Source organism: Halorhabdus utahensis DSM 12940 (assembly GCF_000023945.1).
GTDB lineage: Archaea > Halobacteriota > Halobacteria > Halobacteriales > Haloarculaceae > Halorhabdus > Halorhabdus utahensis.
This window is the reverse complement of sequence record NC_013158.1, coordinates 2,849,782-2,875,202: the sequence shown is the minus strand read 5'-3', so window position 1 is coordinate 2,875,202 and position 25,421 is coordinate 2,849,782. Positions and strand designations below refer to the sequence as shown.

The 25,421-nt window shown below is 63.2% G+C and carries 26 protein-coding genes and 2 tRNA genes; 12 read left to right on the top strand and 16 right to left on the bottom strand.

Features of this window, described 5'->3' with window-relative positions; genetic code table 11:
* Positions 1–184: 184 nt before the first annotated feature.
* On the top strand, positions 185–2,302 hold the full coding sequence (locus HUTA_RS13720; RefSeq protein ID WP_079891717.1) for a DUF4397 domain-containing protein: 2,118 nt from the start codon (positions 185–187) through the stop codon (positions 2,300–2,302).
* 80 nt (positions 2,303–2,382) lie between these two features.
* Here HUTA_RS13720 and psmA read toward each other — a convergent pair whose 3' ends face one another.
* The 6 genes from psmA to HUTA_RS13695 all read right to left on the bottom strand — a co-directional run bounded on the left by psmA (position 2,383) and on the right by HUTA_RS13695 (position 6,553).
* On the bottom strand, positions 2,383–3,198 hold the full coding sequence (psmA, locus tag HUTA_RS13715) for an archaeal proteasome endopeptidase complex subunit alpha (RefSeq protein WP_015790525.1): 816 nt from the start codon (positions 3,196–3,198) through the stop codon (positions 2,383–2,385).
* A 2-nt stretch (positions 3,199–3,200) separates the two neighbouring features.
* A complete protein-coding gene (locus HUTA_RS13710) occupies positions 3,201–3,680 on the bottom strand; it encodes an Rpp14/Pop5 family protein (RefSeq protein WP_015790524.1) in 480 nt (159 codons plus the stop codon).
* Entirely contained in the window at positions 3,677–4,315 is a 639-nt protein-coding gene (locus tag HUTA_RS13705; RefSeq protein WP_015790523.1) for a class I SAM-dependent methyltransferase, read from the bottom strand. Before HUTA_RS13705 ends, HUTA_RS13710 begins: the two co-directional genes overlap by 4 nt.
* An 87-nt stretch (positions 4,316–4,402) precedes the next feature.
* On the bottom strand, positions 4,403–5,452 hold the full coding sequence (gene dph2, locus HUTA_RS13700) for a diphthamide biosynthesis enzyme Dph2 (protein WP_015790522.1): 1,050 nt from the start codon (positions 5,450–5,452) through the stop codon (positions 4,403–4,405).
* A gap of 146 nt (positions 5,453–5,598) precedes the next feature.
* Positions 5,599–5,745, bottom strand: a complete 147-nt coding sequence (locus HUTA_RS15695; protein WP_015790521.1) for a hypothetical protein — start codon at positions 5,743–5,745, stop codon at positions 5,599–5,601.
* 43 nt (positions 5,746–5,788) lie between these two features.
* Positions 5,789–6,553 carry a DUF7839 domain-containing protein gene (locus HUTA_RS13695; RefSeq protein ID WP_015790520.1) on the bottom strand — a complete coding sequence of 255 codons (765 nt, stop codon included), beginning with the start codon at positions 6,551–6,553 and terminating at the stop codon, positions 5,789–5,791.
* 120 nt (positions 6,554–6,673) lie between these two features.
* On the opposite strand from HUTA_RS13695, the gene HUTA_RS13690 reads away from it, so the two are divergent.
* Together HUTA_RS13690 and HUTA_RS16020 are read left to right on the top strand one after the other, a co-directional pair.
* Entirely contained in the window at positions 6,674–7,360 is a 687-nt protein-coding gene (locus HUTA_RS13690) for a metallophosphoesterase (protein WP_015790519.1), read from the top strand.
* 73 nt (positions 7,361–7,433) lie between these two features.
* A complete protein-coding gene (locus tag HUTA_RS16020; protein WP_015790518.1) occupies positions 7,434–7,559 on the top strand; it encodes a hypothetical protein in 126 nt (41 codons plus the stop codon).
* A gap of 13 nt (positions 7,560–7,572) precedes the next feature.
* On the opposite strand, the gene HUTA_RS13685 is transcribed toward HUTA_RS16020, so the two are convergent.
* A complete protein-coding gene (locus HUTA_RS13685; protein WP_015790517.1) occupies positions 7,573–8,868 on the bottom strand; it encodes an NAD(P)/FAD-dependent oxidoreductase in 1,296 nt (431 codons plus the stop codon).
* A gap of 119 nt (positions 8,869–8,987) precedes the next feature.
* Between HUTA_RS13685 and HUTA_RS13680 the strand changes: the two genes are divergently transcribed.
* On the top strand, positions 8,988–10,163 hold the full coding sequence (locus HUTA_RS13680) for a pyridoxal-phosphate dependent enzyme (protein WP_015790516.1): 1,176 nt from the start codon (positions 8,988–8,990) through the stop codon (positions 10,161–10,163).
* A gap of 20 nt (positions 10,164–10,183) precedes the next feature.
* On the opposite strand, the gene HUTA_RS13675 is transcribed toward HUTA_RS13680, so the two are convergent.
* From HUTA_RS13675 to HUTA_RS13660, 5 genes are read right to left on the bottom strand one after another with little or no spacing between them, the layout of a single operon-like run.
* A complete protein-coding gene (locus HUTA_RS13675) occupies positions 10,184–10,936 on the bottom strand; it encodes a proteasome assembly chaperone family protein (RefSeq protein WP_015790515.1) in 753 nt (250 codons plus the stop codon).
* A gap of 5 nt (positions 10,937–10,941) precedes the next feature.
* Positions 10,942–11,124: an RNA-protein complex protein Nop10 gene (locus HUTA_RS15180; protein WP_015790514.1), complete on the bottom strand. Its 183-nt coding sequence runs from the start codon at positions 11,122–11,124 to the stop codon at positions 10,942–10,944.
* On the bottom strand, positions 11,121–11,921 hold the full coding sequence (locus tag HUTA_RS13670; RefSeq protein ID WP_015790513.1) for a translation initiation factor IF-2 subunit alpha: 801 nt from the start codon (positions 11,919–11,921) through the stop codon (positions 11,121–11,123). Before HUTA_RS13670 ends, HUTA_RS15180 begins: the two co-directional genes overlap by 4 nt.
* Positions 11,918–12,091, bottom strand: coding sequence for a 30S ribosomal protein S27e (locus HUTA_RS13665; protein WP_015790512.1), 174 nt, complete (start codon positions 12,089–12,091; stop codon positions 11,918–11,920). The genes HUTA_RS13670 and HUTA_RS13665 overlap by 4 nt, the downstream gene beginning before the upstream one ends.
* Before the next feature lie 2 nt (positions 12,092–12,093).
* Positions 12,094–12,375 (bottom strand): 50S ribosomal protein L44e, encoded by a 282-nt coding sequence (locus HUTA_RS13660; RefSeq protein ID WP_015790511.1) that lies wholly within the window; start codon positions 12,373–12,375, stop codon positions 12,094–12,096.
* A 173-nt stretch (positions 12,376–12,548) separates the two neighbouring features.
* On the opposite strand from HUTA_RS13660, the gene HUTA_RS13655 reads away from it, so the two are divergent.
* Positions 12,549–12,800: an HAH_0734 family protein gene (locus HUTA_RS13655; protein ID WP_015790510.1), complete on the top strand. Its 252-nt coding sequence runs from the start codon at positions 12,549–12,551 to the stop codon at positions 12,798–12,800.
* Here HUTA_RS13655 and HUTA_RS13650 read toward each other — a convergent pair.
* A complete protein-coding gene (locus tag HUTA_RS13650) occupies positions 12,778–15,126 on the bottom strand; it encodes a DUF2298 domain-containing protein (RefSeq protein WP_079891716.1) in 2,349 nt (782 codons plus the stop codon). The genes HUTA_RS13655 and HUTA_RS13650 overlap by 23 nt on opposite strands.
* A 245-nt stretch (positions 15,127–15,371) precedes the next feature.
* On the opposite strand from HUTA_RS13650, the gene HUTA_RS13645 reads away from it, so the two are divergent.
* Together HUTA_RS13645 and HUTA_RS13640 are read left to right on the top strand one after the other, a co-directional pair.
* Positions 15,372–15,446 (top strand) — tRNA-Met (locus HUTA_RS13645).
* An 806-nt stretch (positions 15,447–16,252) separates the two neighbouring features.
* Entirely contained in the window at positions 16,253–17,260 is a 1,008-nt protein-coding gene (locus HUTA_RS13640) for an NAD(P)/FAD-dependent oxidoreductase (protein ID WP_015790508.1), read from the top strand.
* 90 nt (positions 17,261–17,350) lie between these two features.
* Here HUTA_RS13640 and guaB read toward each other — a convergent pair whose 3' ends face one another.
* The gene (guaB, locus tag HUTA_RS13635) at positions 17,351–18,838 is read right to left on the bottom strand and encodes an IMP dehydrogenase (protein WP_015790507.1); all 1,488 of its coding nucleotides are present in this window, start codon (positions 18,836–18,838) and stop codon (positions 17,351–17,353) included.
* A gap of 498 nt (positions 18,839–19,336) precedes the next feature.
* Between guaB and HUTA_RS13630 the strand changes: the two genes are divergently transcribed.
* From HUTA_RS13630 to HUTA_RS15425, 3 genes are all read left to right on the top strand, one after another.
* Entirely contained in the window at positions 19,337–20,206 is an 870-nt protein-coding gene (locus HUTA_RS13630) for a DUF5794 domain-containing protein (RefSeq protein ID WP_015790506.1), read from the top strand.
* Between the two features lie 107 nt (positions 20,207–20,313).
* Positions 20,314–20,541 carry a DUF5795 family protein gene (locus HUTA_RS13625; RefSeq protein ID WP_015790505.1) on the top strand — a complete coding sequence of 76 codons (228 nt, stop codon included), beginning with the start codon at positions 20,314–20,316 and terminating at the stop codon, positions 20,539–20,541.
* A 41-nt stretch (positions 20,542–20,582) separates the two neighbouring features.
* Positions 20,583–20,759 (top strand) — tRNA-Trp (locus HUTA_RS15425).
* Between the two features lie 171 nt (positions 20,760–20,930).
* On the opposite strand, the gene HUTA_RS13620 is transcribed toward HUTA_RS15425, so the two are convergent.
* Positions 20,931–21,947, bottom strand: a complete 1,017-nt coding sequence (locus HUTA_RS13620; protein ID WP_049941362.1) for an SGNH/GDSL hydrolase family protein — start codon at positions 21,945–21,947, stop codon at positions 20,931–20,933.
* A gap of 767 nt (positions 21,948–22,714) precedes the next feature.
* Here HUTA_RS13620 and HUTA_RS13615 point away from each other — a divergent pair.
* Positions 22,715–23,131: a type IV pilin N-terminal domain-containing protein gene (locus HUTA_RS13615; protein ID WP_015790502.1), complete on the top strand. Its 417-nt coding sequence runs from the start codon at positions 22,715–22,717 to the stop codon at positions 23,129–23,131.
* Between the two features lie 37 nt (positions 23,132–23,168).
* Here HUTA_RS13615 and HUTA_RS13610 read toward each other — a convergent pair whose 3' ends face one another.
* Positions 23,169–24,911 (bottom strand): helicase HerA domain-containing protein, encoded by a 1,743-nt coding sequence (locus HUTA_RS13610; protein ID WP_015790501.1) that lies wholly within the window; start codon positions 24,909–24,911, stop codon positions 23,169–23,171.
* Positions 24,912–25,061: 150 nt separating this feature from the next.
* Here HUTA_RS13610 and HUTA_RS13605 point away from each other — a divergent pair, with 150 nt between their 5' ends.
* On the top strand, positions 25,062–25,415 hold the full coding sequence (locus HUTA_RS13605; protein ID WP_015790500.1) for a hypothetical protein: 354 nt from the start codon (positions 25,062–25,064) through the stop codon (positions 25,413–25,415).
* The last annotated feature ends 6 nt before the right edge of the window (positions 25,416–25,421 follow it).

Below are 25,421 nucleotides of genomic sequence, written 5' to 3'. Positions count from 1 at the left end.
TGTCCTCATTACTCGATGTACCCGAACCAGCGAAATAGGGATTTTGGTAACTTGGACTCAAATCTCCCGAAAGTAATTCGGCACAGAGAGGCTCCACCGAACGGAATTTCGAGAGATTCTCGACGAAATTGAGCCTAAATCACGAAAATTGTTAATGTACTGTCAGTCTCAGACAGAGACGCACATGACGGATCGAACGCAGACACGACGACGACTCCTGTTGAGCATGGGCGCGGCAACGACGGTCGGTCTCGCCGGTTGTAGCGACGGGGACGACGAGACGACGATGGACGACGCAATGACCGATGCCGGCCCCGAGCCAACGGAGACGGATTCGGGGATGACCGAATCCGATCCGGACATGACGGCGTCCGATCCGGGAGAGGGACGACTCCGTGTCGCCCACATGTCGCCGAACGCGCCGAACGTCGACATCTACCTCAACGGGGAAGCCGTCCTCGAGGACGTCCCGTTCGGCGCAGTCAGCCAGTACCTCTCGGTCCCCGCCCAGGATCATACAGTCACGATCACGCCGGCGGGCTCGCCGGACACGGAAGTGTTCAGCGGCTCCGTGACCGTCGCAGCCGAGACGGACTATACTGTCGCCGCGACGGGCGAGGTCGGCGACGACGCCGACGAACCGTTCGCACCGCTCGTACTGGAGGACGATACGTCTGAAGTCGGCGATGACGAAGCACGACTCAGAGTCGTGCATGCGTCGCCGGACGCCCCCGCAGTCGACGTAACCGCTGCGGGCGGCGACGTCGTGCTGTTCGACGGTGTGTCCTTCGGTGGGTCCGGATACACGACCGTCGGCGCTGGCGAGTACACCGTCGAGATCCGTGGCGATACGGACGAAAACGATGGCGATGTCGCTGCCGACTTCGACGTCACGCTCGAAGGCGGCGAAACGTACACCGCGTTCGCAGCGGGCTATCTCACGCCCGACGACGAACCCGCAATGACGCCCTTCGACCTCCTCGTGACCACACCCAGTGGCCGCGGTGCCGCCCCGGAACCCGAGCCGGGCGACGGGCAACTTCGCGTCGCACATATGTCGCCAAACGCGCCCAATGTCGACGTCTACCTCAACGACGAAGTCGCACTCGAAGATGTTCCCTTTGGGGCGGTCAGCCAGTATCTCTCTGTGCCTGCTACAGAGCATACGGTGACGATCACACCGACTGGGTCGCCGGACACCGAAGTCTTCAACGGGTCTGTAACCGTCGCGGCCGACACCGCCTACACCGTCGCCGCCACGGGTGAAGTCGGCGACGACGCCGACGAGCCGTTCGCACCGCTACTACTCGAAGACGACACCTCCGACGTTGCCGACGATGAGGCTCGTCTCACGGTCGTTCACGCGTCCCCGGACGCACCCGCCGTCGACGTGACTGCTGGCGACGGTGACGTTGTGCTGTTTGACGGTGTCCCGTTCGGCGCAGGCGGAACCACGACCGTCGATGCCGGCGAGTACACCGTCGAAATCCGTGGCGATACTGACGGGAATGACGGCGACATCGCTGCTGAATTCGATGTCACTCTCGAGGGCGGACAGAGCTACACGGCCTTCGCGGGGGGCTATCTCACCCCCGACGACGAGCCAGCCGCGACGCCTTTCAACCTTCTCGTCACCACGCCCAGTGGTCGGGGAGCCGCCCCGGAACCTGCGCCAGCCGAGGGACGACTTCGCGTCGCACACCTGTCCCCGAACGCGCCGAACGTCGACGTCTACCTCAACGGCGACGTCGCACTTGGGGATGTGCCCTTCGGGGCAGTCAGCACGTACCTGTCGGTCCCGGCTCAGGAACACGACGTGACGATCACGCCCGCTGGCTCCCCCGATACCGAAGTCTTCTCGGGGGCGGTCACCGTTGCCGAGGACACTGACTACACCGTCGCTGCGACAGGGGAGATCGGCGAGGATGCGGACGAACCGTTCGCCCCGCTCGTGCTGGAGGACGACAACTCCGACGTTGCTGACGACGAGGCGCGCCTCAGGGTCGTTCATGCCTCCCCGGATGCGCCCGCTGTCGACGTGACAGCAGCGGGTGGCGACGTCGTGCTGTTCGACGGCGTGCCGTTCGGGGGATCTGGCTACACGACTGTCGGAGCCGGTGACTACACGGTCGAGATCCGTGGCGATACCGATACTAACGACGGCGACGTCGCCGCCGACTTCGACGTCAGTCTCGACGGCGGCACGGTGTATACGGCCTTCGCGGCTGGCTACCTCACACCGGATGACGAGCCAGCCGACACACCGTTCGACCTGCTCGTCGCCCAAGACAACAGCATGTAAGTCCCGCGGGAACCGTCGCTTCGGCCCACCGCTTCGTGAGTCCGTCGTGATCGCGTGAATTCAAAACTCCCCTCGGTCGATTACTCGTCGACCGAATCGTCGTCAGTGTCGCCCTCGTCTGCCGTCGTGTCTGTATCGTCGTCCGCGGTCGCGTCATCCTCGTCTGTAGCGAGCAAGTCCAGATCGCTGAGGTACGCCTCCGTCTCGGCGTCAGTGAGTTCGTGGAACTCCGCGTCCTCGACGGGGATGGTCGCGATTCCGACACCCTCAGGCGTCAGTCCGCCTTCGGCGACTGATTCCAGCGCTTTCAGTGCCAGCCCGACGCCGGCCTCAAGGGTCATCTCCTCGTCGTAGTTGGCTTCGAGATACTCCCGAATGTCCCCCCGGTCGGCACCGATCGCGAGTGCCTTCCACTCGTAGGGCGTCCCCGAGGGGTCGGTCTCGTAGAGAGACGGCTCGCCGTCGCTGACGCCGGCGATCATCAGCGCGACGCCGAACGGGCGCGCGCCGCCGATCTGGGTGTACTGCTGGACGTGATCGGTGACCTGCTTCGTGAGCGTCTCGACGCCGATCGCCTCGTCGTATCGGAGGCGATTGACCTGTGCCTGCCGGCGCGAAAAATCAATGAGTTGGCGTGCGTCGGCGACATGGCCGGCGCTGGCGATGCCGATGTGGTCGTCGGCCTTGTGAATCTTCTCGACGGAGTCGCGCTCCATCAACGGCGAGCGGATACGCTTGTCCACCGCGAGGACGACGCCGTCGGCAGTTCGAACACCGATGCTCGCTGTCCCGCGTTTGACCGCTTCCCGGGCGTACTCGACCTGGTAGAGTCGGCCGTCGGGTGAGAAGATGGTGATACCACGATCGTAGGCCTGCTGTTGATTTTGTCCTTGCATCGTTATGAGAGGTCGCGTTGCGTCGCCCCGATGAAGCCGTCGTCGACGTGTACATCTACCCGGCCAGCCCGGATCACTGCAGGTCGATCGGTTCCCGCAAAGGCGACGTCGTCGTGCTCGGTGGATTCCGGACGCCCTCCTAAATACTTTTCCTCACACGCACGCACGGTGCCACTGACGCCTCGGACACGGAGGCCGACTGGGTCGGCGTCGACGGATTCGAGCGTGGCGAGAACTGCCCGCGCTTGGGAGACCTCCCCCCGGCGTGTTCGGATGATCGCTGTGCCGGTTGGCCCCGCTTGCTCGAAGCGGACGACCGAAAGATCGACCGCCGCAGAGCCGACATCTCCGAGCAGGTTCTGGGCCGCAAACCAGAGGTGGCGCTGGAAATCCCCGCGGTCGAAGTCGGCGTCCGGCCAGGTTTCGAGTTCGACTGCGAGATATCGCCAGCGCTGCCGGAAGTGCTTCGGAAGGTGTTTCATTGGCCGCCCTCGCCAGTTGTCCCCGTTGGCACTCGCTCGCCGACCAGCACGCCGACCTGGTCGTGGACGCGCTCGACAACCGTGAGGGCGAACCCGACATCAGTGAACGCGTCGACCAGCGTCCCGACGGTCGCCGGATCGTCGACTGCTGGCGAGTAAAACGGCTCGTCGGGGTCCGGCATCCCGAAGAACAGCACGTCGCCGAGAACGAACCGCGCCGGGTCCAGACCGGCGATGGTCTCGATCGCCTCGCGTTTCTCGGCGTCGCTGAGGTGGTGCAGGGCGAAGTTCGAGACGACGACATCCACGTCGGCGTCTTCGGGCAGGTTGGGCTCGCGAAAGCGACCCTCACCGAACTCGGTGTTTTCCAAACCGCGATCGGCGGCCTTCTGTCGGGCCCGCTCGCGCATTCCCTCGCTGATATCGCGGCCGATAACGCGGCCGGCCGCTGGAGCCAGTGCGAGGGCAATCGCGCCGGTGCCCGTCCCCAAGTCGAGCACGGTATCGCCATCGTCGGGATCGGCGTGTTCGATCACCAGATTAGCACACGCCCGGTACTCGGGGGAGTTGCCGTCGTCGTAGGAGTCGGCCTGCTCGTCGAACCGGGCGGCGTGTTCTTCGAGCGTTCGTTTCATGGGCCTCGTTCGGGCGGGCCCGTGAAGTACTCCACGACGTGTCTCCGGTCACGCAGAGAAGAGGACTGCAGCGTCTCGCCGACCGGCTCACCAGGTGCCGTGGAACGTGTCGAAGCTGAGCGAGTCCATCGGTTTCTCACCCATCGCGATCTCGTACTCGCCGGGCGTCAGCATGGGCTGTTTGAACTGCGGGCCGTCGTCGGTCGTGATCCGCGGGCAAGCAGTGTTGACGTAGGCGTCCAGCCCGAAGTTAGTGAGCTTCTGGGGCGTGACGTTGTTCATCGTCAACAGGTAGGCGTCGTCGTTGTCCTCGACGATTTGGCGAGCCCGTTCGAGGCGGCCCTGGCCGATCTTCGTCGAGTAGATGATGCCCCACGTCTCGGCGTCCATGGCGCGATGGATCGCGCCGTAACGCTGTTTGATCAGCGCGTCGGCGTCCGCGATGTCGACCACGTTGTTGACGGGGTCGGCGATGACGACGCGTTTCTCGGGATGGTCCATCGCGAGCCCCAGCGGGTGGAACTTCCCGCCGCCGACGTAGAGCATCTGGTCGGCCTCGACGTCAGCCGAGGCGTAGTTACAGCCGAGCACCTGGCCCTCGTGGGTCAATCGCTCGTCGCCACGCCGGGTGTGGACCGTATAGCCCCGTTCTTCGAGGAATTCGCGCATCTCCTCGAACTTGTTCATGTGCTGGGCCGTCGTGACCAGCCCGATGTCCTCGTCTTCCTCGGGGTCCTCGAACTCCGCGAGGGACTCCTCCATGATCGGGAAGACGTCGACGTTCGAGAACAGGGGTACGTAGATTATCTGTTCGGATTCGTTCATCGGGCTGTGCCCGAAGTGGACGAACACCTCACTGTGGCGCATCAGTTCGGTGTCCAGATCACAGGCCCCGTAGCAGGGTTCGCCCGAGAGCATGACCGTCACGTCATCCGGGAGGGTCCGCCGGAGGTCGTCGGCCACGGCGGGGCCGCGGCGCTTGAGTCCCTCGGGGAACTGCAAGCCGACGCTGTTGGCGTTTCGCTCCTCGACGGCCTCGCTGATCCGGTCGAGTTCGTAGTCCCACTCGCGGTCGTGTCTGAGCGCCATCCCCGTCGCAGTCAGATCGCCGGGGGAACGCTCGCTCTCCTGACTCATTGAAAGCCGATAGCGGATCAGTCCGTAAAACGACGGCGCTTCCGGCACTCACGCCGGTTTCCGTGGTATCACGCGGCACGAGCGACCGGGTTCGCACCGCGAGTATCTCGGGCGTCATTCGACAGTGTCGCGCGATATCCCGGGCGTCACTCGACAGCGTCGCGTAACTCCTCGACGTGCGATTCGATCAGTCTGAGCGTGGCATCAGCGTCAGTGTACCCGCGGTCGTAGTCCTCGCGCGCGGCGTCGTACTCATCGAGGAATTCGTCGACCGCAGCTTCGATATCACTCATACCACAGCCATCGGTTCGACGCCTCTCAAGGCTTTGGAACCAGCTATGTGACCGAGTAGGAAACGTCGCTGTCACGGAGGGCATCGGTTACCCGCCCGACCGCGTCAGTCGTGGCGACGACGACGACATCGAGGCCGCGACTCGCTGCGTCGGCGGCGACCTCCCCGGCCCCGAAGTGTGTCGCCGGTTCGTGGTCGATCCGACGGAGCGCGCCGACGGCTTCGACACCCGCCGCGGCGACGAGGTCAGCAGTCTCGACCGCGTCCGTGAGCCGATCGAGCGGCGGGTCCTCGTCCGAACGGATCGGCGGCACCTGCAGGATAGTGACCTCCCCCGGTTCGAGATCGATGACGCCCTCGAACCCAGTGACGCCCACGACCTCGCCCGCCTCGGCGTCCGTCGTTGCCACACCAGTCGCCTCGCCGTCGCCCGGCCGCGCCTGGAGGAGGCCATCGGCGATCGAGAGCGTAACGGTCTGGCCTTCGTTGACGGGCTTGAGGGCGATCGCGGCGTCCTCCTGAACGCTCCCGAGGACGTCATCGGTCACGTGGTCGGCGAAGCGCCGGACGTCCGTCGCCGCGCCGAACAGCCAGTCGACGCCCTCGTTGGTGACCCGATAGCGCGAGCGCCCCTCTTTCTCGACGAAGCCGTCCTCGACTAGTTCGCGAATGTACTCGCTGACCGCCTGACTCGTCACGCCGACGGCGTCGGCGATCTCGCCCTGGCTTACCGCAGGCTGGCGTTCGGCGATCTCGACGAGGATCCGAAAGCGGGTCGCCGTCCGCTTGTTGTCGAGGACGTCGATCATGTCCGAACCCTGGGAGCGCTGGGTAAAAAACCCCGGAGTTGCGTCCCCGAGCGATTCCCGTTTCGGCTCGGTCGAATCCCGACGACACCCTTACGCCCGTGGGTCGCCGATGGCGTAGTGATGGAACCGACGTTTCGGGACCGGGCCGTGATCGTCGGCGAGACGCTCGTCGTCGCGGATCTGCATTTCGGCCGGGAACGATCCTCGAACGTCGAGCTATCGCTCGGTTCGGACGCGTCCATGTGTGATCGAATCGAGACACTGCTGGAGGCACACGATCCCGCGGAAGTCGTGATCGCCGGCGACGCGTTGCACTCCTTCGATTCGCTTCCGCCGGGCGTCGCGAATGCGTTTGCGGACCTCCGGGAGTCCGTCGCCGAACACGGCACAGAGCTAATCATCACGCCCGGGAACCACGACGTGCTGCTCGATGCTGTCTGGGACGGGCCGACACCCGACAGCTACGCCCTCGCAGACGGGGAGACCGTCGTTCTCCACGGTGACGACCCGCCCGAACGATCGGCTGACCGGTACCTGATCGGCCATGATCACCCGGCCATCGAGATCGAGGGCCAAAGGCGGCCGTGTTATCTCCATGGCGTCGACGCCTACCGCGGGAGTGACGTCGTCGTCCTGCCGTCGTTCAACGAACTCGTCGCCGGCGTCCGGATAAACCAGATGCGTGCCGCCGACTTTCACTCGCCGTTCATCCGGAACGCGGGCGCGTTTCGGCCGATCGTCCGTGACGAGAAAGCCGCCGAAACCCTGGAGTTCCCGCCGCTTGGCTCGCTTCGGGAGATGCTGTGAAGACCTCGCCACCCAGTACCGACTGCCCCCAGTACCCACCAGTGTTTTGTTCAGGGGCGTCGAACCCGTTACTATGGAAGCTGCCGTCATCCTACTGCTGGTGAGCCTGCTTGCACTCGGTGTGTTGCTCGTGTTGACCCGGTGGCTCGTCCCGAAAGCACTCGCCGAAGAGTCGACTGATCACGCCGGCGGTCACTGAGTCGGCCGGGCAGTCAGGGGAGTCCCGGCCCGTCTAGGAGTGTCTCAGCGGCGATTCGACCGCTCTGGAGAGCACTCTGTATCGAACTCCAGCGAGTGTAATCGCCGGCCAGGACAACGGGGCCGTCCGGGTCGTCCGGATCGGGCAGCCCCGACTGGAACCCTGGCGGCTGGTCGATCTGGGCGAAGGGGACCCGTTCAGTACGGCGATGTTCGAGCGCCGCGAACGACCGCTCGGGATACCACTGTGAGAGGGTATCTCTCGTCTCTTCGAACAGCGTTTCGTCGTCAGCAGCCGGCACACCGAGGAACGTCGCGGCGAGAAACTGCTGGCCGTCCGGTGCGTACTCGGGAGCCACTGCCGACATGGGCGCAACCTGATTTGGCCGGTCGTCCGCGACGTTCAACAGGAGGCGTTTGCCCGTATCGAGTTGCGTTTCGGAGGGCAACGACGCGTAGACAGTGGCACACCCCCGATACTCCGTCGGCGTCTCGACGCCCGTAAGCTCGCCGGCCGTCCCGGGATCGGTCGCGACGACCGCGCCGGCCGCCGTGATGGTCTCGCCGTCGACGGTCACCCTCACGCTGTCTCCCGTTTCGCCGGTCTCACCAGCATCCGCGTCGATCGACTCGACCGTCACCCCCGTTTCGATCCGTGCGCCGGCGTCACGGGCACGACGGGCCAGTTGCTTCGGAATCGCCGCCATCCCGTCAGCCGGGACCGCCGCCGACCCCTCGATCAGTCTGGCGAACGTGTACTCGAAGATCCGGGCATCCATCGACAGCGTGCGATCCAGCGTGATCCCGCCGTAGAACGGCGCGACGAACCGCTCGCCGAAAGCTTGGGAGAACCCACGGTCGGCCAGCGCCGCCTCGATGGTCCGATCCGGCCGTGTCGGATCGAAGATATCGCCTTCATCACGCCCAGCGAGTTCCTGACGGAGTTTGAGGACGCGAAGCTTGTCGCCGAAGGGGATCTCGCGGTTGAACAGCGTTTGGGTCACGGTCCGTGGGTCCCGAAGCGGGTCAGCGATGACGCTCCGTTCGCCCGGCCGTGCGAGCGTCGCGCCCGGTGCGAATCGCCGCAGGTCGAGCGCGTCCACGTCGAGTTCGCGCTTGACTGCCGGATAGCTGTCGAAGACGACCTGGAACCCCCGATCGTAGGTAAATCCGTCGTCTTTGTGGGTGTGGACTCGACCGCCAACGCTCGAATCTGCCTCGAAGGCGGTCACGTCCAGTCCGTCTTCGGCGAGATGGCGTGCGGCAACCAGTCCGGCGAGGCCGCCGCCAGCGACGATCACGTCAGTCATGTCGTTGCCTACGGCGGGGATGGCCAAAACCTCCCGGTCGGCTGTGGGCGATGGGACTGTCGAGAACGAACCCCTCCGTGACCGGACCACACTTTAGCGGGGCGGACTGACGGCGTGGTATGCACACTGACGGCGGAATCGACGGCTTCGATTGCCAGACCTGCGAAACCACCCTCGCCCCGGAGGACGTCGAGACGACTTGCCCCGAGTGTGGCGACCCTGTCACACCGGTGTTCGACGCCGATGCACTCACAGACGTGGTTGCGGCTGAAACGGACAACGCAACCGGAATCGACCGTTTCGCCCCGGCGCTTGGATTCGACCCGGCTGCGGGGCTCGTCTCGCTCGGTGCGGGCGGAAAGACTGTCATCGACGCCCCCTCACTGGCTGCCGAACTCGGCGTCGACCGCGTCCGGATCGCCGACGAGGGACGCAATCCCACCGGCAGTGCCGTGGATCGAGAGTTGGCCGTGGCCGTCTCAGTCGCCGCTGAACGTGACGCCGAGCAGATCATTCTGCCATCGACGGGCAATGCGGCACGGTCGGCAGCCGCCTACGCCGGCCGCGCCGACCTCGAATCGCTGTCCTACGTCCCCTCCCGGACACCCTTCGTCGAGAAGGCGATGACAAACGTCCACGGCGGCGAGCTCTCGGTCGTCGAGGGACGGTATCGCGACGCGGCAGCCGCCTACGACGATGCCGACACCGACGGTTTCCCGGTCGGGCCGGCCTCGCCGTTCCGGCAACTCGGTGCGGCCACGCTTGCGCTGGATCTCTTTGGACAGGACGGATCGTCGCCAGACGCTATCGTCCTGCCGGTCGGCCACGGCACGCGACTCGCTGGCTTCTTCGCCGGGCTGCAAGCGCTCGAGGCGGGCGGTCGAGTCGGCTCAGTTCCGCAGCTGTACGCCGCTCAGCCGGCGGGATGTGCGCCGATCGTCACCGCTTACCAGAACGGCGGGGAGGTCGAGACCTGGGAGACACCGGACAGCGTGATCGGTCCCCTAGAAATCCCCGACCCGGCCGTCGGATCGCGCGCCCTCGACGCACTCGCGGCCAGCGGCGGCGGTGCAGTGGCCGTGACGGACGACGATGCTCTCGCTGCTGCCGTCGACGCCAACGCGGCGACCGGCGTCGAGGTCAGTGCGACCGGCGGTGTCGCGCTGGCCGGGACTTCTGAACTGGCCGAACGAGGAGAGATCGAACCCGATGGGTCAGTCTTAGTCGTCGATCCGCTCGCCGTCGCTGCCGAGAGCGACATCCTCCGCAGTCAGTTGATGAGCCGCGGGATCTGAAGGGCGAAAAAGCCGTTCGTTCAGCCGATATACCGGAGATCCTCGTCGGGACTGCTGGGTGCACCTTGCTCCATCTCCTGGATCTTGCGGACGACTTCCTCCATGTCGTCGGCACGCTCTTCCAGGGAGGCATAGTCGACCTCGAAGCCGAGGAGGTCCTGCAGGATTTCGAGGACCGCCTGGGCGCTCTTGGGATCGACGAGGTAGCCCGAGGTCTCGCCCATCAGACAGGCTGCCGGCCACTCCCGACGCTGGCCCATCCCGAGCAGCAGGCCCGAGACCCCGACGATGCCCCCGGCTGGCTCGTTCTCGCGGAAGTCGACGCCGGCGTCCTCGAGTTCCGTCTCCAGATCCTCGGTCGTGACCGCCCCGATGACGTCGTACTCCTCGATGAGTTCGCCCGTCGGGACCCCGCCCAACGCGACGATGCGTTCGACGTCGAAGTCCGCAGCGACGTCGAGGAAGGTCTCGACGAGGCCGTAGTGACCGACGTTGTCCTGGGCCTGGTGGTCGCCCGAGAGAACGAGCATATCCTGGCCGTCCTCGGGGGTGACTGCGTGGAAGGTTGCACTGGCGAGTTCGATGCCATCCTCGACGCTGACCTGCGGCGGAAAGTGCTGGGAGTAGACACGCCGGACCGGCGTGCTGTCGAGTTCTTCGAGTAAGTGCTCGGCGGCCAGTTTCCCGACGTGACCGACGCCCGGCAATCCCTCAACCAGAACCGGCTCCTCGAGGTCGACGTCAGCAAGAACTTCGGTCTCGTATTCGTCCATACCGCCTACTGCCGGTGTCGTCGTTTAAGAGCGCGTCGATACTCGCCGTTCGGGTCTTCTGGAGAAAACGGGGCTGGAACGGCGTTTTTGGCCGATGCCCCACAGTCAGGACAGGCGTCATCGAGCGTGTACACCGGGCGGTCGTGTGCTTCGCGCCACGCCGAACACACCCGGATGTCGGACTTCATTCCTCGTCGGTGGTCCGCTCACGGTGGTACTCGGCGGAGCCACCGCGTTCTTCGATGGCCGCCGTGGCGCGGTCGGCACTCGCCTCGAGTTGGGACTCGGCCGTCTTGTAATCCGGAGCCTGCACTTCGATCCGGTATTCGGGAGCCCCGACGTAGGTGACGTCGAGTTCGATCTCCTCTGGTACTTCACCGTTGCCCTCGGCAGCCTGCATCGCTTCCTTGATTGCATCAACGCCGTCACTCTCGGGGCACGTCAGATCGACGTAGCCCGTGACGTTGACGTACGGGACGGAGACGTTCTCGCGTGCCGCCTCGACGATCGCGTCAACCTCGTCCTCAGCGAGGTCTGTCTCTTCGAGCGGTTCCGTGCCGTGGATGGCCGCCTGCTCAAAGCCATCGTACATCGACCCGAACCCGGCGATTAGTTCCTCGGCGATGTCGGCGTAGCGGTCGTCTTCGAGGTCCTCGCCGAAGGCGATGGTCATCCAGTTGTCGGCCTTCTGCTCGTTTTTCCACTCCTGGATGGTGTCCTTACGCTGGTGGTCGTTGACGTCCTTGATCGAGAGATCGATCTGCTGGGCGTCCTTATCGACGTCGAGCACCTTCGCGACGACGGTCTGGCCCTCGTTGACGTGGTCGCGGACGTTCTTGATCCACCCGGAGGCGACCTCGCTGATGTGGGCCAGCCCGCGCTTGTCCTCGTACTCCAGGAGGTCGACGAACACGCCGAAGTCCTCGATCTCGTCGACGCGTCCGACGACGAGTTCGCCGGGTTCGGGCCAGCCACTGAACTTCATCGTTGCTCGACCGTCTCGAGTACCTCGCCCTCGATGGTGGCCTTCCCACCGGTCGGACGAACGAGCGTGTTCCCGCAGACGGCACAGACGACGTCACTCGCCGCCTTGCCGAAGACGACCTGTTCGTTCTCACAGTCCGGACATCGAACGCTGTAGAAGTTTCCTGTCATCGTTATTCCTGGAACTCGATCCGGCCGGCGCGCCATCCCTCGCGGAGGTGAGCGTTGCCACATTCCGAGCAACGGTACGTGAGGTTGGTCTTCTTCGTCGGCTTGTCGCCACCGGGGACCTTCGAGAACTTGCCGTCGTTCCCGATCCCGGACTGGCGCTCGCGCTGGCGGCCGTTGACTTTCGTCATGCCGGTGGAGCGACCCTGTCGGACCCGCTCGACTTCGTGCTCGTGGTGCTCGTTGCAGTTCGGACAGTAGGTGTTAAATCGGCGTGGCATCTGCATGGATATCTACCTTGCCGGAGGGTTAGACAGCCCGGCTTAAAACCCGTTTGGTTCCACACGAGCGCCGTCTGTGGAACGTGAGCGACTCTCACGACCCGGTGACGGCCCTATTCCCGAACCCAGACTGCAGGCTCCGAAGCGCTTAATGCCGGAATGGTCGAACTCGGGTGTACATGAAGCGTCTCATCATCCACGGCGACCCCGGCATCCGCAAGGACGCCGTGATCGAGCACGATGGCGAGGAATACGTCTGCTTCGGGATCAATAAACAGGGCGACTGGCATGGCCCGGCCGAACCCCAGCTGTGGTGTACGGTCGGCAGCGAGGACGAACGCGAGACCTTCGAGCTCCGGAACTACATCCCGATGCACATGGAGACACTCTCTGCGGACGCCGACGCGATTACTGTCGTCGAGTCGGCCTGAGATAGTTCGAGCCGAGCATCGACTGGTTGACGCGGTAGATCGTCACGTCGTCCCACTGCTTTTCGACCGTCACGACGTCGAGTTCCTGGATCGTTATCTCCGGGAAGGCCCCCCGTTCGAGCGGGCCGACGTAGACGTACGTGACATCGTATCGGGCGAGCAGTTGGCGCTGATTTGTGGGGTCACCAGTGAACAGCTGGATGGTGTCCTGGACGCGGTCACAGTACACCGAGGCGTCGCGATAGCCGACCTCGTGACTCCAGCCGGCGACCGTCGGAATCCCGGTCATCGTCGACGGGGCGTTGCCCCAGTGGTAGACGTCCCAATCCCACGGCGTGACGCCGTTCGGGAGGTCCCGGTCGGCGGTACAATACCCACTCAGCGACCCGGTTGTTGGTCGGGACAGCAGGGTGGGTTGCCCGTCGACGTTGTCGTTCAGCCAGTGGATCGCCGGAGCTTCGTTCGGATGGTGTGTCTCGAGAAACGCAAGCGCGTCAAGCGTCGGTTCGTCCGGTGGTGCTGTCCCCGACGATCCCGAGAAGTGCTGGGAGAGGGCCAACGCACCGTAGATCGACGTCGAGACCAGCAACACGGCAACGAGGACCCGAAGCCCACGGTGCCAGTCGTCACTGGAGAGACCGAGGGATGGACGCTGATCAGCAAGGAGTTCGACGAGGACGACACCGATGGCAACCGACCAGAGCGCCCACACCTGCGCGTAGAACTTGAACACGGTGTTCATCCGTCCCGGACCGGCCTGTTCACTCACGTAGACGAACTCGACGAGCACCACGAGCCCAGCCCCGGCCACGATCAAGACGGTCTCGTATCCCGGCGTCGGGACCTCCTCGTACGCCTCGACGCGACGGAGGAACCAGCCCAACAGGATCAGTGGCCCGAACAGAGCGATTGCGGACAGATCGAACGGTGCCAAGACGGCACAGAGACCGATCACACCCACCAACAGCAATCTCCGGATTCGTCGTGTCCCGTGCGGACGCGTGTATCGGACGTAATAGCAGACGAACGCCGCCAGGAAGGCCCCGTGAACCAGCAGGAGTGGGCCGAGTCCACTCCGCTCCGGGAACAGTGCCAGGTGCTGTTGGCTACTCACGGATTGCAGCCAGAACGGCAGCGACAGGAGCCCGCCGAGCAGGAGAACCGACATTCCCAGGACCCCGGCGAGAGCGTGTCGCCACACTTCCCGTCGCATCCGGCTCCGAGCGTCGAGGCGGGCCTGGACTGACGACGGCAGGAGGGTCACCGGACTCGCCGGTGCCAGTGCGACGGTCAGGATCGTGAGTCCACCGATCGAGGGGAACGACCAGGTGTTGCTGGCGGCGAGTTGCGCCGCGATCGGACCGAGGGCGACAAGCAGCGCGATCCGCCGAGCGCGGTGGCTGGCTGGCGTTCGGTAATAGCCATAGAGGAGCGTCGCCGCGAGCAACAGGAACGCCGGACTCAACATGTGAGGATGGAGGTCGCCGTTGAGCCACGCGAACAGCGGGAACTCGTTGATCGTCCCCGAGATGACCCGGCTCGCCGTCCAGTAACTGAAGTTGGCGAATCCGGTCCCCAGGCCGTCGAGTTCGTGGCCGGCGACCGCCGCGAGTTGCGTTGCGACGTCGTCGGGGAGCATCAAAACGATCACGTGGACCGCCGAGACGAGGTTGCTCGCGAACCCGACGAAGACGGCCGCGAACACGCCGGCGAGGCGGGCCGGAAGATCGCGATCGGCAGCGACGTTCTTCGCGAGGCCGTAGGCAGCCGTGACGAACATGGCGTAAAAACCGGCGACGTTGAGATTGTAGGCGAACCGACCGGCAGTGTCCGTCATGCGGGCAAGCAGCGACGCGAGGAGGTGGCCGCCGTAGTAGTACTGGACGGGTTCGCCGGCGAACCACATGTCCTCGGGGGGCAGGCTTTCGGCCCGCAGCAACGTCTGGAGCAGCCCGAAGTCGAGAAATTTCTCACCGGCGATAGCGTGGACGGCCGGGTCGACAGCCCTGATCGCCACGACGAAGCAGAACGCGATCGAAAACACTGCAGCCGTCTCCAGGTAGATCCGGGTGTCCACGCCCCCCTGTCGGTACCGGGCGGCACCCGCGACGAGTCCAAGCACGAGCAGCCCCGCCCAGAGCCCGAGAACGATCGAGGCGTGGCCAACCAGGAAAGTGACCACCCAGACGATGGTCAGCGTGAGTGGGATGGCGATCCCGGCTCCTTCGTCTGCCAGCCCGGGCAGTATTCGACGCGAGATCGTCAGACCGACAAACAGCAACAGGAGGTACAGCCCCAGCCACAGTGCGACGAGTCCGAGCTCCATCATCCAGGGGAACGGACAACCCCCTCAAAGGTCTTGTGTCATCGTCCGCTGACGCCCGAAACCGGCAGTCTCGTCGTGGATTCGCCCAGTCGACAGCAGGGTTGGCGTCAGTTCGAGGGCCGATCAGCTCACTGGCGGGTATCCGACGGAATGGCTCCGTCGAACTGGCTGGCCAGGCACGGTAGGAATTAACGGACGGCATCCGAATCACAACCCTTAATTGACGACCGAGGGTACAGATAGGTAGCGGGATGGGATAGCTAGGAGATTCCGGCGGGCTCATAACCCGCAGATCGGTGGTTCAAATCCACCTCCCGCTATACTTCTGCCGCTCGCAAACTCGCGAGCGGCGAATATCGGTCACGGTGATTTGAAGTAGACCACGAGGGAGCGAAGCGACCGAAGTGGGCGTGGTTCAAATCCACCTCCCGCTACTTTTTGGCGGCGAAATAACGAGGAGCGAAGCGACGAGTTCAGCGTCGCCAAAAGCCGTATAGAGTGGATTTGAAATAGAGAAACGCGAGCGTAGCGAGCGTTTCGCGTAGTTCAAATCCACCTCCCGCTACTTCTCAGCGAATTTACGGCGCAGAGGTGTATCTCTGCGCCATCCTCGCTGTGCTGTCGCCGTAGTGGATTTGAAGCAGGAAGTGGAGCGAAGCGGAACGACCGCGGTTCAAATCCACCTCCCGCTATACCACCTTTTTCATCGTCGGGTCGCCTTCGGCGACCACTCTCTGCTCACGGACGCCTCGCGTCCGTTCGCACGGTCAGCGGGACCGAAGGTCCCGCTCGACTCGAAAAAGCTGGACCAAAAAGACTCGACCTCGCTACTCACGGCTCCCGCTGGTCGCCGTTCGTAATACCGAGGCTCTCACTTTGTTCGAGCCTCGCGACGCTCGGTCGAGTGAAACGGCTCGCTTCGCTCGCCGTATGCGAAAGACATAATAATTTAATTTGAACCAGTCGCGCATAGCGATCGGCGTGAGCGAGCACGTCTGAGCGTAGTTCAAATCCACCTCCAGCCATACTTCTGGCGTTGCATGGTCACAACAGCAGGTTCCGGACGGAATGGGACAGTACCTGCCTGCAAGCCCGACTTTTAGGTACTCCCCAGTGAAGGGCGAGTATGCGCGAAGAAATTGGGATCGTCGGTGGCGGCATCGCTGGAGCTGGGGCGGCCTATGCGTTAGCGGACGCTGACGTCACCGTCTACGAAATGGACACCGTCGGGGGGCGGATGGCGAGTCGACGACGGAACGGCTGTGTCTTTGACTTTGGTGCGAACTATCTCGAAGTCGCCGACCCGGATCTCGAGGAGGTGATCGAAGACGCCGCAGGGGAGAAACTCGTCGAGATCGAACCGCCAGTCTGGCGATTCGATGCCGCCGGGGAGATCACGCCGGGCGATACGCCACAGAACTCGCGCTGGACGGGCCGCGGTGGTCTGGATGAGATCGTTCGAGGCATGATCAATGCGAGCGGCGCGACACTCGAAGACGGGGTCGGCGTCACGCACCTCGAACGACTTGACGATGGGTGGCGCGTCACGACCGAAGCAGGTGAACGGGAGTTCGACGCCATCGTGCTCGCAGTCCCGACGGCATCGGCGTCCGTGCTGCTCGAAACCGCCGACTGGGACGCGCCACTGCGGGAGGAACTCGCGATCGAGATCAACCAGATCCCCTACCGGACGATGGATACGGTTGCCCTCCACTTTGCCTTCGAGCTGGAGACGCCGTACTTCGGGCTCGTCAGCGAAGAGAGCGTCTACGACGTCGCGTGGGTGTCGAACGAACGCCACAAGCCCGGCCACGTCCCGGATGGCGAGACGGTGATCGTCGTTCAGTTCGGTCCGAGCTGGGTCGTGACTCACCCACAGACGTCACCGGCCGCTGCCTCCGAAGCGGCGACCCACCGGGCCAGGGAGCTCATCGGCGATGATCGGCTCGTCGATCCGAACTGGTGGGAGTACCAGCGCTGGGGCGATGCGATCCCGACGCGGAGTCCTGACGAGGAACTCATCGAGCAAGCCCTCGATTCGGATCTGGCGATCGCTGGCGACTGGGTTACCGGGATCGGCCGGACGCGATCGGCCCTTCGGAGTGGGCTCAAAGCCGGTCGAAATCTCCAATAAATCGAATGCTTGCGGTGTGGCCTCCTGAATTTCTCCGACAGAGGACAGGGTGAAAAACAGCAGTTGACGTGCGTGATTATCGCACGATCCTCATTCGCCGGGGCTGTAGTTCGGTGCTTCGTCGGTGATGAGCACGTCGTGTGGATGGTTCTCCTGCTGGCCGGCACTGGAGACACGAACGAACTCCGCGCGCTCCTGGAACTCCGGGACCGACTCGGCTCCGACGTACCCCATGCCGGACTGCATTCCGCCGACCATCTGGTGGAGTTCGTTCTCGACCGGTCCCTGGTACGGCGTCGCGGCCTCGACGCCCTCCGGGACGTAGTCCTCCTCTTCCTGGTCTTCGACGTCCTTGAGATACCGCTCGCCGCCGCCTGATTTCATCGCGCCGACGCTGCCCATGCCACGGTACTGCTTGTACTTCTTGCCGTTGCGCGTGATGATGCGACCTGGAGCCTCGTCGGTGCCCGCGAAGTACGACCCGAGCATCACGGCGTCCGCGCCGGCCCCGATGGCCTTGATTGCGTCGCCTGAGTACCGGATACCGCCGTCCGCGATGACGGGCACGTCGTGGTCGGCGGCCACGTCGGCAACCTCGGCGACGGCCGAAAGCTGGGGCATCCCCGAACCGGAGACGATTCGCGTCGTACAGATACTGCCCGGGCCGATGCCCACCTTGAGTCCGTCGGCGAAGTCGACGAGGTCCTCGGCGGCTTCCCGGGTGCCGATGTTTCCGACGACGATGTCCGCGTCGATTTCCGCTTTGATATCGCGAGCGGTGTCGACGACATCGAGGTTGTGTGCGTGTGCGCAGTCGATGAAGATGACGTCCGCACCTGCGTCGTCAGCTGCGATGGCCCGCTCCGTCTCGAAGGGACCGACGGCGACGCCACATCGGAGGCGACCGTTCCCGTCACGAGCGGCCTGATCGTATTCACGGCGCTGGAGGATCCCCTGCATCGTCACGAGCCCGATGAGTCGATTCTCCTCGTCGACGATCGGGACGCGCTCGATCTTGTGCTCGTACATGAGTTCGAGCGCCTCACGCGGGGAGACATCAGCTTCCGTCGTGATGACTTCGTCAGTCATGGCTTCCCGGACAGCGTCGGAATCGCCGACTTCGAGGTACGGTCGGATGTCCGTCGCCGAGATGATACCGAGCACCTCGTCGTCGTCACCCACCACGGGGGCACCGCTGACACCCTGTCGTTGCATCATCGCGTCGACATCACGGACAGTCTGGTCCGGATCGGCCGTGACAACGTCACGGATGATGAGTTCGTCGGCGCGCTTGACGCGCTCGATCTCGGTGACCATCCGGTCGACGTCCATATTCCGGTGGATGACGCCAAGGCCACCGTGACGAGCCATCGCGATCGCCATGTCACTCTCGGTGACAGTGTCCATCGCCGCCGAGAGAACGGGAACGTTCAGCGAGACGTTCTTCGAAACATGGGTCTCGGTCGTCGCATCGTCAGGCTCGACGCGACTCTCCTTCGGTCGCAACAGTACGTCGTCGAACGTCAGCGCCTCCGGTACCTCAAGTTTCGCCGAAAACGGTCGATTGTTCTTCGCCATGTAATCGGTCGTTCAGCCCGGCCCAAAAACGTTGCGAGTTGTCGCTGTTCGATGTCGGTCCAACGTCCGTGAAACGACACGACCGGCAGGGGATCCCCATACCTCATAATCAAACGTTAATATATGAGAAGCTGATACGTATTCGGCCGGAGAACGTTTACATTTGAACGGGAGTCTCCGATACTTTTCGAAATTGCGCGTATTATGCGCGTCATTCTCACGGAACGCGACGCTTGCGGGCGCTTCTCACACAACGTTTTTACTTCTATCCTTCGTGGTTTATCATATGGCTTCCGCCATCCCCATCAGTTCGCGGACCGCCAGTGAGCAGCGTGCAGTCTCCGGTGTGACGAATACATGGAAGTCGATGGGGACAACGTTCAATTTTGGCGCTGACGGCACCAGTCAGCCGGCGGAGCACGACCGTCACGGTATCGCGCGACGATACCGGAGACGGTCCCAGTACCCACTGGCCACGGGAGATGGCCCGCGTCGCTGATGAGTAGCTCCCAACATCCGATCGCGCTCGCCATCGAGCGGCGGGTCGGTGGTGACGGGCGCCTCCTCGCGACGGTGATGTGTCTCCCGCTGGTCGATGGCGTCTTTCCGGCACTCATCCTCGCAGGTGCAGTCGGGAGTTTCTCCGGCATTTTCGAGGTCGGGTTGCTGGTCTTCGGCGGGAGTGCCACGGTGGCGGTCATCCTCGCCGACATGGACGGGAGTCCACGCGAGCAGGCGCTCACTGTCGCTGGCGTCGGGGTCGTCCTGCTCCCCATTGCAGCGCTGGAAGCGGCCCTCGCGCCGACGATCGCGAGCGTGCTCGATCTGGCGATCTTCGAGCGCTTCGCCGGGTTGGTCATCCTGGCGATCGCCGCCCAGACGGCCAGTTCCCAACTTGCGGACGTGATCCCACGGCCGGCTGTGATCGTCGGGTTCGGGCTGGTCGCCAGCCTCGATCTCAACGGTGCAGAATTCTCCGTCGCAACGGATCCCGGACTCGTCATCAACGGGACGGCAGCGGCGCTGGTCGGCGTCGGGTTTGCGCTCCTGGTTGCGCTGACCGGTCCATGGCTGCGAGCGAGCGTCGACCTCGACCGGTTCCGCTTTGGCAGTGCCGTCGCGCTTGGCGTGCTCGCGCTGTCAGTGTACGGCCTCGTCCCCAGTGATGCCCCGCTCTCGCTTGCCGTCCTTGCGATGGCCGGGCTACTGGCGTTCGACCCGGATCGTGACCTGCTGTTTCCGGCCGACGACGCTGGTAGAGAGCCAGAAAACGAAGCGTCGCTGCCTGACGGCGGCGATCAGTCCGACGCACCCAATACGGTTGGAACTGACACGAAGAACAGCGACGACCGATCTCCGTGGCTGTAGCGGACGGTATTCGGCAGAGAATGACATCGCACGTCGGATAGAAGCTGCCACAACCGAGATCCTGCCTGGACGGCAATGTTTAGAAGTGTCGATGGCCTGGATCCTCCATGGCCGAAAATAGAGTCGTCCAGGGACGGATGGTGACCGCCGTCAAACTGGCAGAACTTATCGAGGACGACGACGTCATGGACGCCGAATCGATCGCAGACGCGGACCGTACATGCCCCGAGTGCGGTGGCGACGTCCTGGAAGTCGGATATATGCCCTCCATCACCGAGTTCGTGACCGGAGAGAAGTGCCAGGACTGTGAATGGGCAACGACCGACAGGGAGTGAATCGAAATCCCTTTAGGGGAAATCGTCTAACGACGAGTCGCGGGGTCGTGGCCAAGTCCGGCATGGCGACTGACTCCAGAGGCACCGCGCCCGGGACGACACTCCAGACTGATATACTGAGCGACCGGCTGATCACCGGACGCCTTGATGACCCTCTGGAGTTCCGAGGCGCAACCGGAGATATCAGTCGATCGGGAGTTCAAATCTCTCCGACCCCATTTCTTGCTGCGAGCAAACCCGCGAGCACCAGCAATGAAATTCGGATGGATTTGAAGCAGGGAGCAGCATGCTGCGACCGTGGTTCACAATCTCTCCGACGCCATTCCGTTTACGAAAACGAACCTGTTCAATAGCGATAGCAGGCCATAGCGAGCCGACGCCGATGTCTTTCAGTCGAGGATTTCTTCGAGACGGTCGGCCAGTCGGGTTCCGATCCGTTCCATTCCGGCATCCCCGGGGTGAAGCAGATCAGCGGTCAACCCGGTGATATCGTTGAGATCAGTCCCCTCGACCACGTGGAGATTCTCGTGTGCGGCGTCAGCGACCACATCGCGCACCGCATTGCGGAACGCGGTGGCGTGGTCTTGATCGCCCGACTCCGCGAGGTCGTCGAAGTACGGGAACAGCGTGATACACGCGATCGGTTTCTCCGGGTGTGCATCCGCGATCGTATTGACGAAATACTCGACGCGCTCGTGGAACTCGGCCGGCGTGAAATCCGCGTTGGCCATGTTCACCGAGAGCTCGAGCGTTGCGAAGTCCCAATCGTCACGGGTAGCGATGTAGTCTGCCATCGCCGCGTCGGCGTAGGCTGATCCCGAGCAGCCGAAGTTGAGCAGATCGGCCCCCAGATCACGGGCGACGTGAGTCACGTAGTCCGTGTGGAGCGCTGATGCGGCCGCCCCTTCCGTGATCGAGGTTCCGTAGGCCAGATAGCGCTGGTCCGGCAGTTCATCCGGCTTCGGGGGTCGACAGTCGCCGGAGACGTCGTGGATCGCGACCGCAGTCCGGCGCTCGAAGCGAATCCGGCAGACTGCTGGATCGAAGCGTCCGGTGTCATCGGTGGTCACGATCTCGCGGAGTCGCTCCGGAATGGTGAACGTGAACGTTTCCGGTGTCTGGCCGACCTCGGTCGGCTGCCACGGTTGGAAGACGCCCCAGAAAGTCCGAAATTGTGTGTCTTCGACCGCCGAAAGTGTCACTTCGATCTCCGCGTCTTCTTCGGTCGGGACGAACCGGACCTCGCTGGCCGTGGCATGGCGAACCCGGTGTGCTGCATCCTCGTTCATCTCTTTGCCGTACGCCGCCGGCACCCGGCAAAGGCGATCACCGTCCGGAACCCACCCGGCAGGTTCAATCTCCGCGACGTTGTGCAACGAAACCGAGGGATACTGATCAAAGTCCATGTGCGTCATGGTACCAGTTACGGTGTGAGCACATGGTTCTGTTGGCTAGCAACCGCGGGTGACGCTCCGATGGCAATGAAAATCAGGCAGACCGATTCGATGCAGGGGCGTTGATTCTTGGGCCATCAACCACTGCCAACAGGGGAGGATTGGCGGAAACATGGACGACCGGAGAGGGGGAAAATGGCATCCGGTCGTCCAGATACACACAGTCAGTCCACGTCGGGGGAAACGAGGACCGTGGCGTATCGCCTGGGTCGGCGACGACCGACCCAATCATATATGATGATTGTAGTGAATGTATACTTTCCGTATATTTTCAACACAAATATTGTAAAAGACTATACCATTCAAAATATCTTCCATCCAAATTATATTGTAATTTTCACACGTAAACGGAAAATACTGCCATACGTGATTGAAATGCTGTTGGCAGTATATTATAAATATTCATAGACATACACATAACAAACCACCCTGGTAGTGCGGAAACAAACATATTCGCATTCAATAGATCTATCGGACGATCGAGTCCAAATCCTCGATATTTCGGCGGACTCAGCCACCGTGGCCGGCTTATCGCGTCCACGCAGTGACGGCCTGGATCCAAGTAATTCCAGAATGAAACGCCAGAGCTATTACCGCGCCATATACTCCATGAATAAATATAAAAATATTTGTATTAGCGGAATGTATTACGGATTGCGATGCGCGCGAACCATGGGGTAGACGACCGGGGGGTATCGCCAGTCATTGGAGTGATTCTAATGGTTGCGATCACGGTGTTACTCGCGGCTGTGGTCGGCACGTTCGTGATGAACATGGACATGCCGGAGAACCAGCCGCCTAGCACCAGTTGGGACATTTCAGCGCAGTCAGACGCCGTGGTGATCGAACACGACGGTGGGGAGGCTGCGGATGCAGGGACACTCGTTGCGTTGGTCTCGTACACAGGCAGCGAGGAGCGGTATGCGTTTGCCGACGGATCCTCGGCCTACGGGAGCACTTCATCGATTTCGGCGACTGACTCGTGGGCAATCTACTTTGGCAGTGGGAGTCCGCCGGTGTCGAACTACTTCGACGCTTCCTCCTCCCACAGCTTGAGCGATGTGGAAGCAGTCAAACTCATCTGGAAGTCGCCCACGTCTTCGCAGACGCAGCCACTGACGACGTGGGAGCCGTAGTCGAGTCACCGCTTCGGGAACCGTCGTTTTGCAAGGATCAGAACTCGTCGACGGTCGCTTCGATCACGTCGACGTAGGTGTCGAGATCCGCGTCGTCGACATCCTCGGGCGCACGCTTGGCGCGCTCTTCGAGGAGTGCTGGCAGGCGGTAGTCGTAGGCACCCTGGCCGACGTGTTCGATCAACTCGGCTGTCCGGAGCGTCCGATTGCGGGCGTAGGCGTGGGTTCGATCGCCCGAGCCCCCGGCAACGAAGTGGGCGTCCAACGGCGACGCCGGTCCCTGGTCGCGATAGTACGACAGCATCTTCTGGGTCTTGGGTTCGAGCGAGCGGACTTCAGCCCGGAGTCGGCCCACGAAGTCGGGGACCTCGTCGATCGAGACTTCCTGGCTCGTTGCCGTGTCCTCGTTGTCGCTAGCGCCAGCAGTGGTATCGCCGGCCTCTGCGGGGGCGTCACTTGCGTCAGTCACGGTGGTGGAATCGACGGACGCTTCCGCAGGGACGAAGTCCCCAAAGGACTCGAAGGCATCGGCGACAGTTGCTTCCGTGCCGTTCCCGCCCGCACCGTCCGGCGTGGCTGTCCCTGACCCGTCGGCTGTGACGTCGTCCGTGGGGCTGTCGGGCCCGAACGTAGCTTGCCCGTCGTCGGTGTCGTCCGCGTCCTGGCTCTGCTTGCGTGCATGACTGTCCCGAAGCTTTGCCTGTTCGGTCCGACCCGGATTCGGCCCATCGACGTGCTCGACCAGCGCATCGACGAACTGGTCAGCCATCCGGCTCATGTCACGGGCGTCCTGGAGTTCACGTTCGAGTTCGGCGATCCGGGAGTTCTTGCGGTCGAGTTCCGCCCGGAGTTCGGCGATCCGGTCCTCGGTCTCCGCACGCTCGTCGGTGATCGACTTCAGTTCGGAGACGAGGTCGTCGCTGACGGACTTGAGATCCGGGCGCTCGAAGTCTTCCAGACCAGGCGTCGCGCCCGCGTCGAAGGTCTTCTTCCGATAAAACTGGACGCGCTCGACTGCTTCGGCCCAGTCAGTCATCAGGAACGCTTCGCCGTCAGCTAAGTCCTCGACAGCGTCGGCATATGCGCCATCGAGGATACGACTGACGACCTTGGTGTCGTTGTTCCAGGTGAGCCGGTGCCAGACTAGCCAGTCACACTGAGTAATGAAGTCCTTCTTGACGTCGGCCGGTCGCTGGCTGATGCCGACGATCCCCAGGCCGTGTTTGCGCCCGCGCTTGCCGATCTTGATCAGCATCTTCCCACACTCGTCGACGCCGCCCTTCTCCGGGATGTACTCGTGGATCTCCTCGACCAGCAACAGGAAGGGCTGTTTGCACTTTTTGGCCTTCGCGAACAGCTGGCGGGCAACGGCCGTCAGCACCTCCCGGGCCTTGTCCTCGTCGAGATAACTCGAAATGTCGAGGATGATGGGGACGTTCTGTTCGAGGGCGAGGGTGGCGAGTTTCTCGGCGTGATCGGTCGTGACCTGGATGTCACACTCGTCATCGGCCCCGGCGTGGAGGATCTCGTACTCCTCTTTGAGGCCGTAGTACTCGCCGTCGATGTCGACGATGAGGAGTCCAAAGCCGTTGTCGAGCAGCTTCTCGGCGACGACGGAGGCGGAGTTGCTCTTCCCGCTGCCCGATTTCCCGGTGATGAACCCGCGCCCGGTGAGCAGTTCGACGACTGGCAGCGAAACCGGCCGGCCCACGTCACCAGTCCCGCCGTGCCCGTCGCTGCGTTCCGCGACGGTGATCGTCCGCTGATCGCTGTCAGCCATGCGTTTCTTTTCTAGCCCAGGACCTCGACACCCATAATTCATCGTCAGACGCGGGTCCGACGCGACCGACAGGTGAGAATAGTTCTGCGGGACTGGACGTGAGGGTATATATCCGAGTAGGCCGTCATTTCAGGGTGAAGACACCCAGCGATGACCCGGTACGAGACAATCATCGAGGACGGGACCGTCTACGTCGCCAGCGACGGCGATCGCGTCGAGGTCGGTGGCGTCGATGCGGTCCTCGATCTCGTCGGCGGGCCGTCCTGGACCATCGCCTACACGTCCGAAGAGAAAGAGCGCCACCCGGAGATGGACACTTCCGACGAGGGCCTGACCGTCGACGTCGTCGACATGATGGCGGCGATGACTCACGGCGAGCAGTTCGTTCGCGCGCTCGAGACGCATCCGGTCGACGCTCCATCGGACGATCCCGACGCCATCTCGCCACGGCTGGGGCTGTTCGCCGGGAAACTCCTGGAGAACCTCGACAGCGGCCTCGAGTGAGCCCGA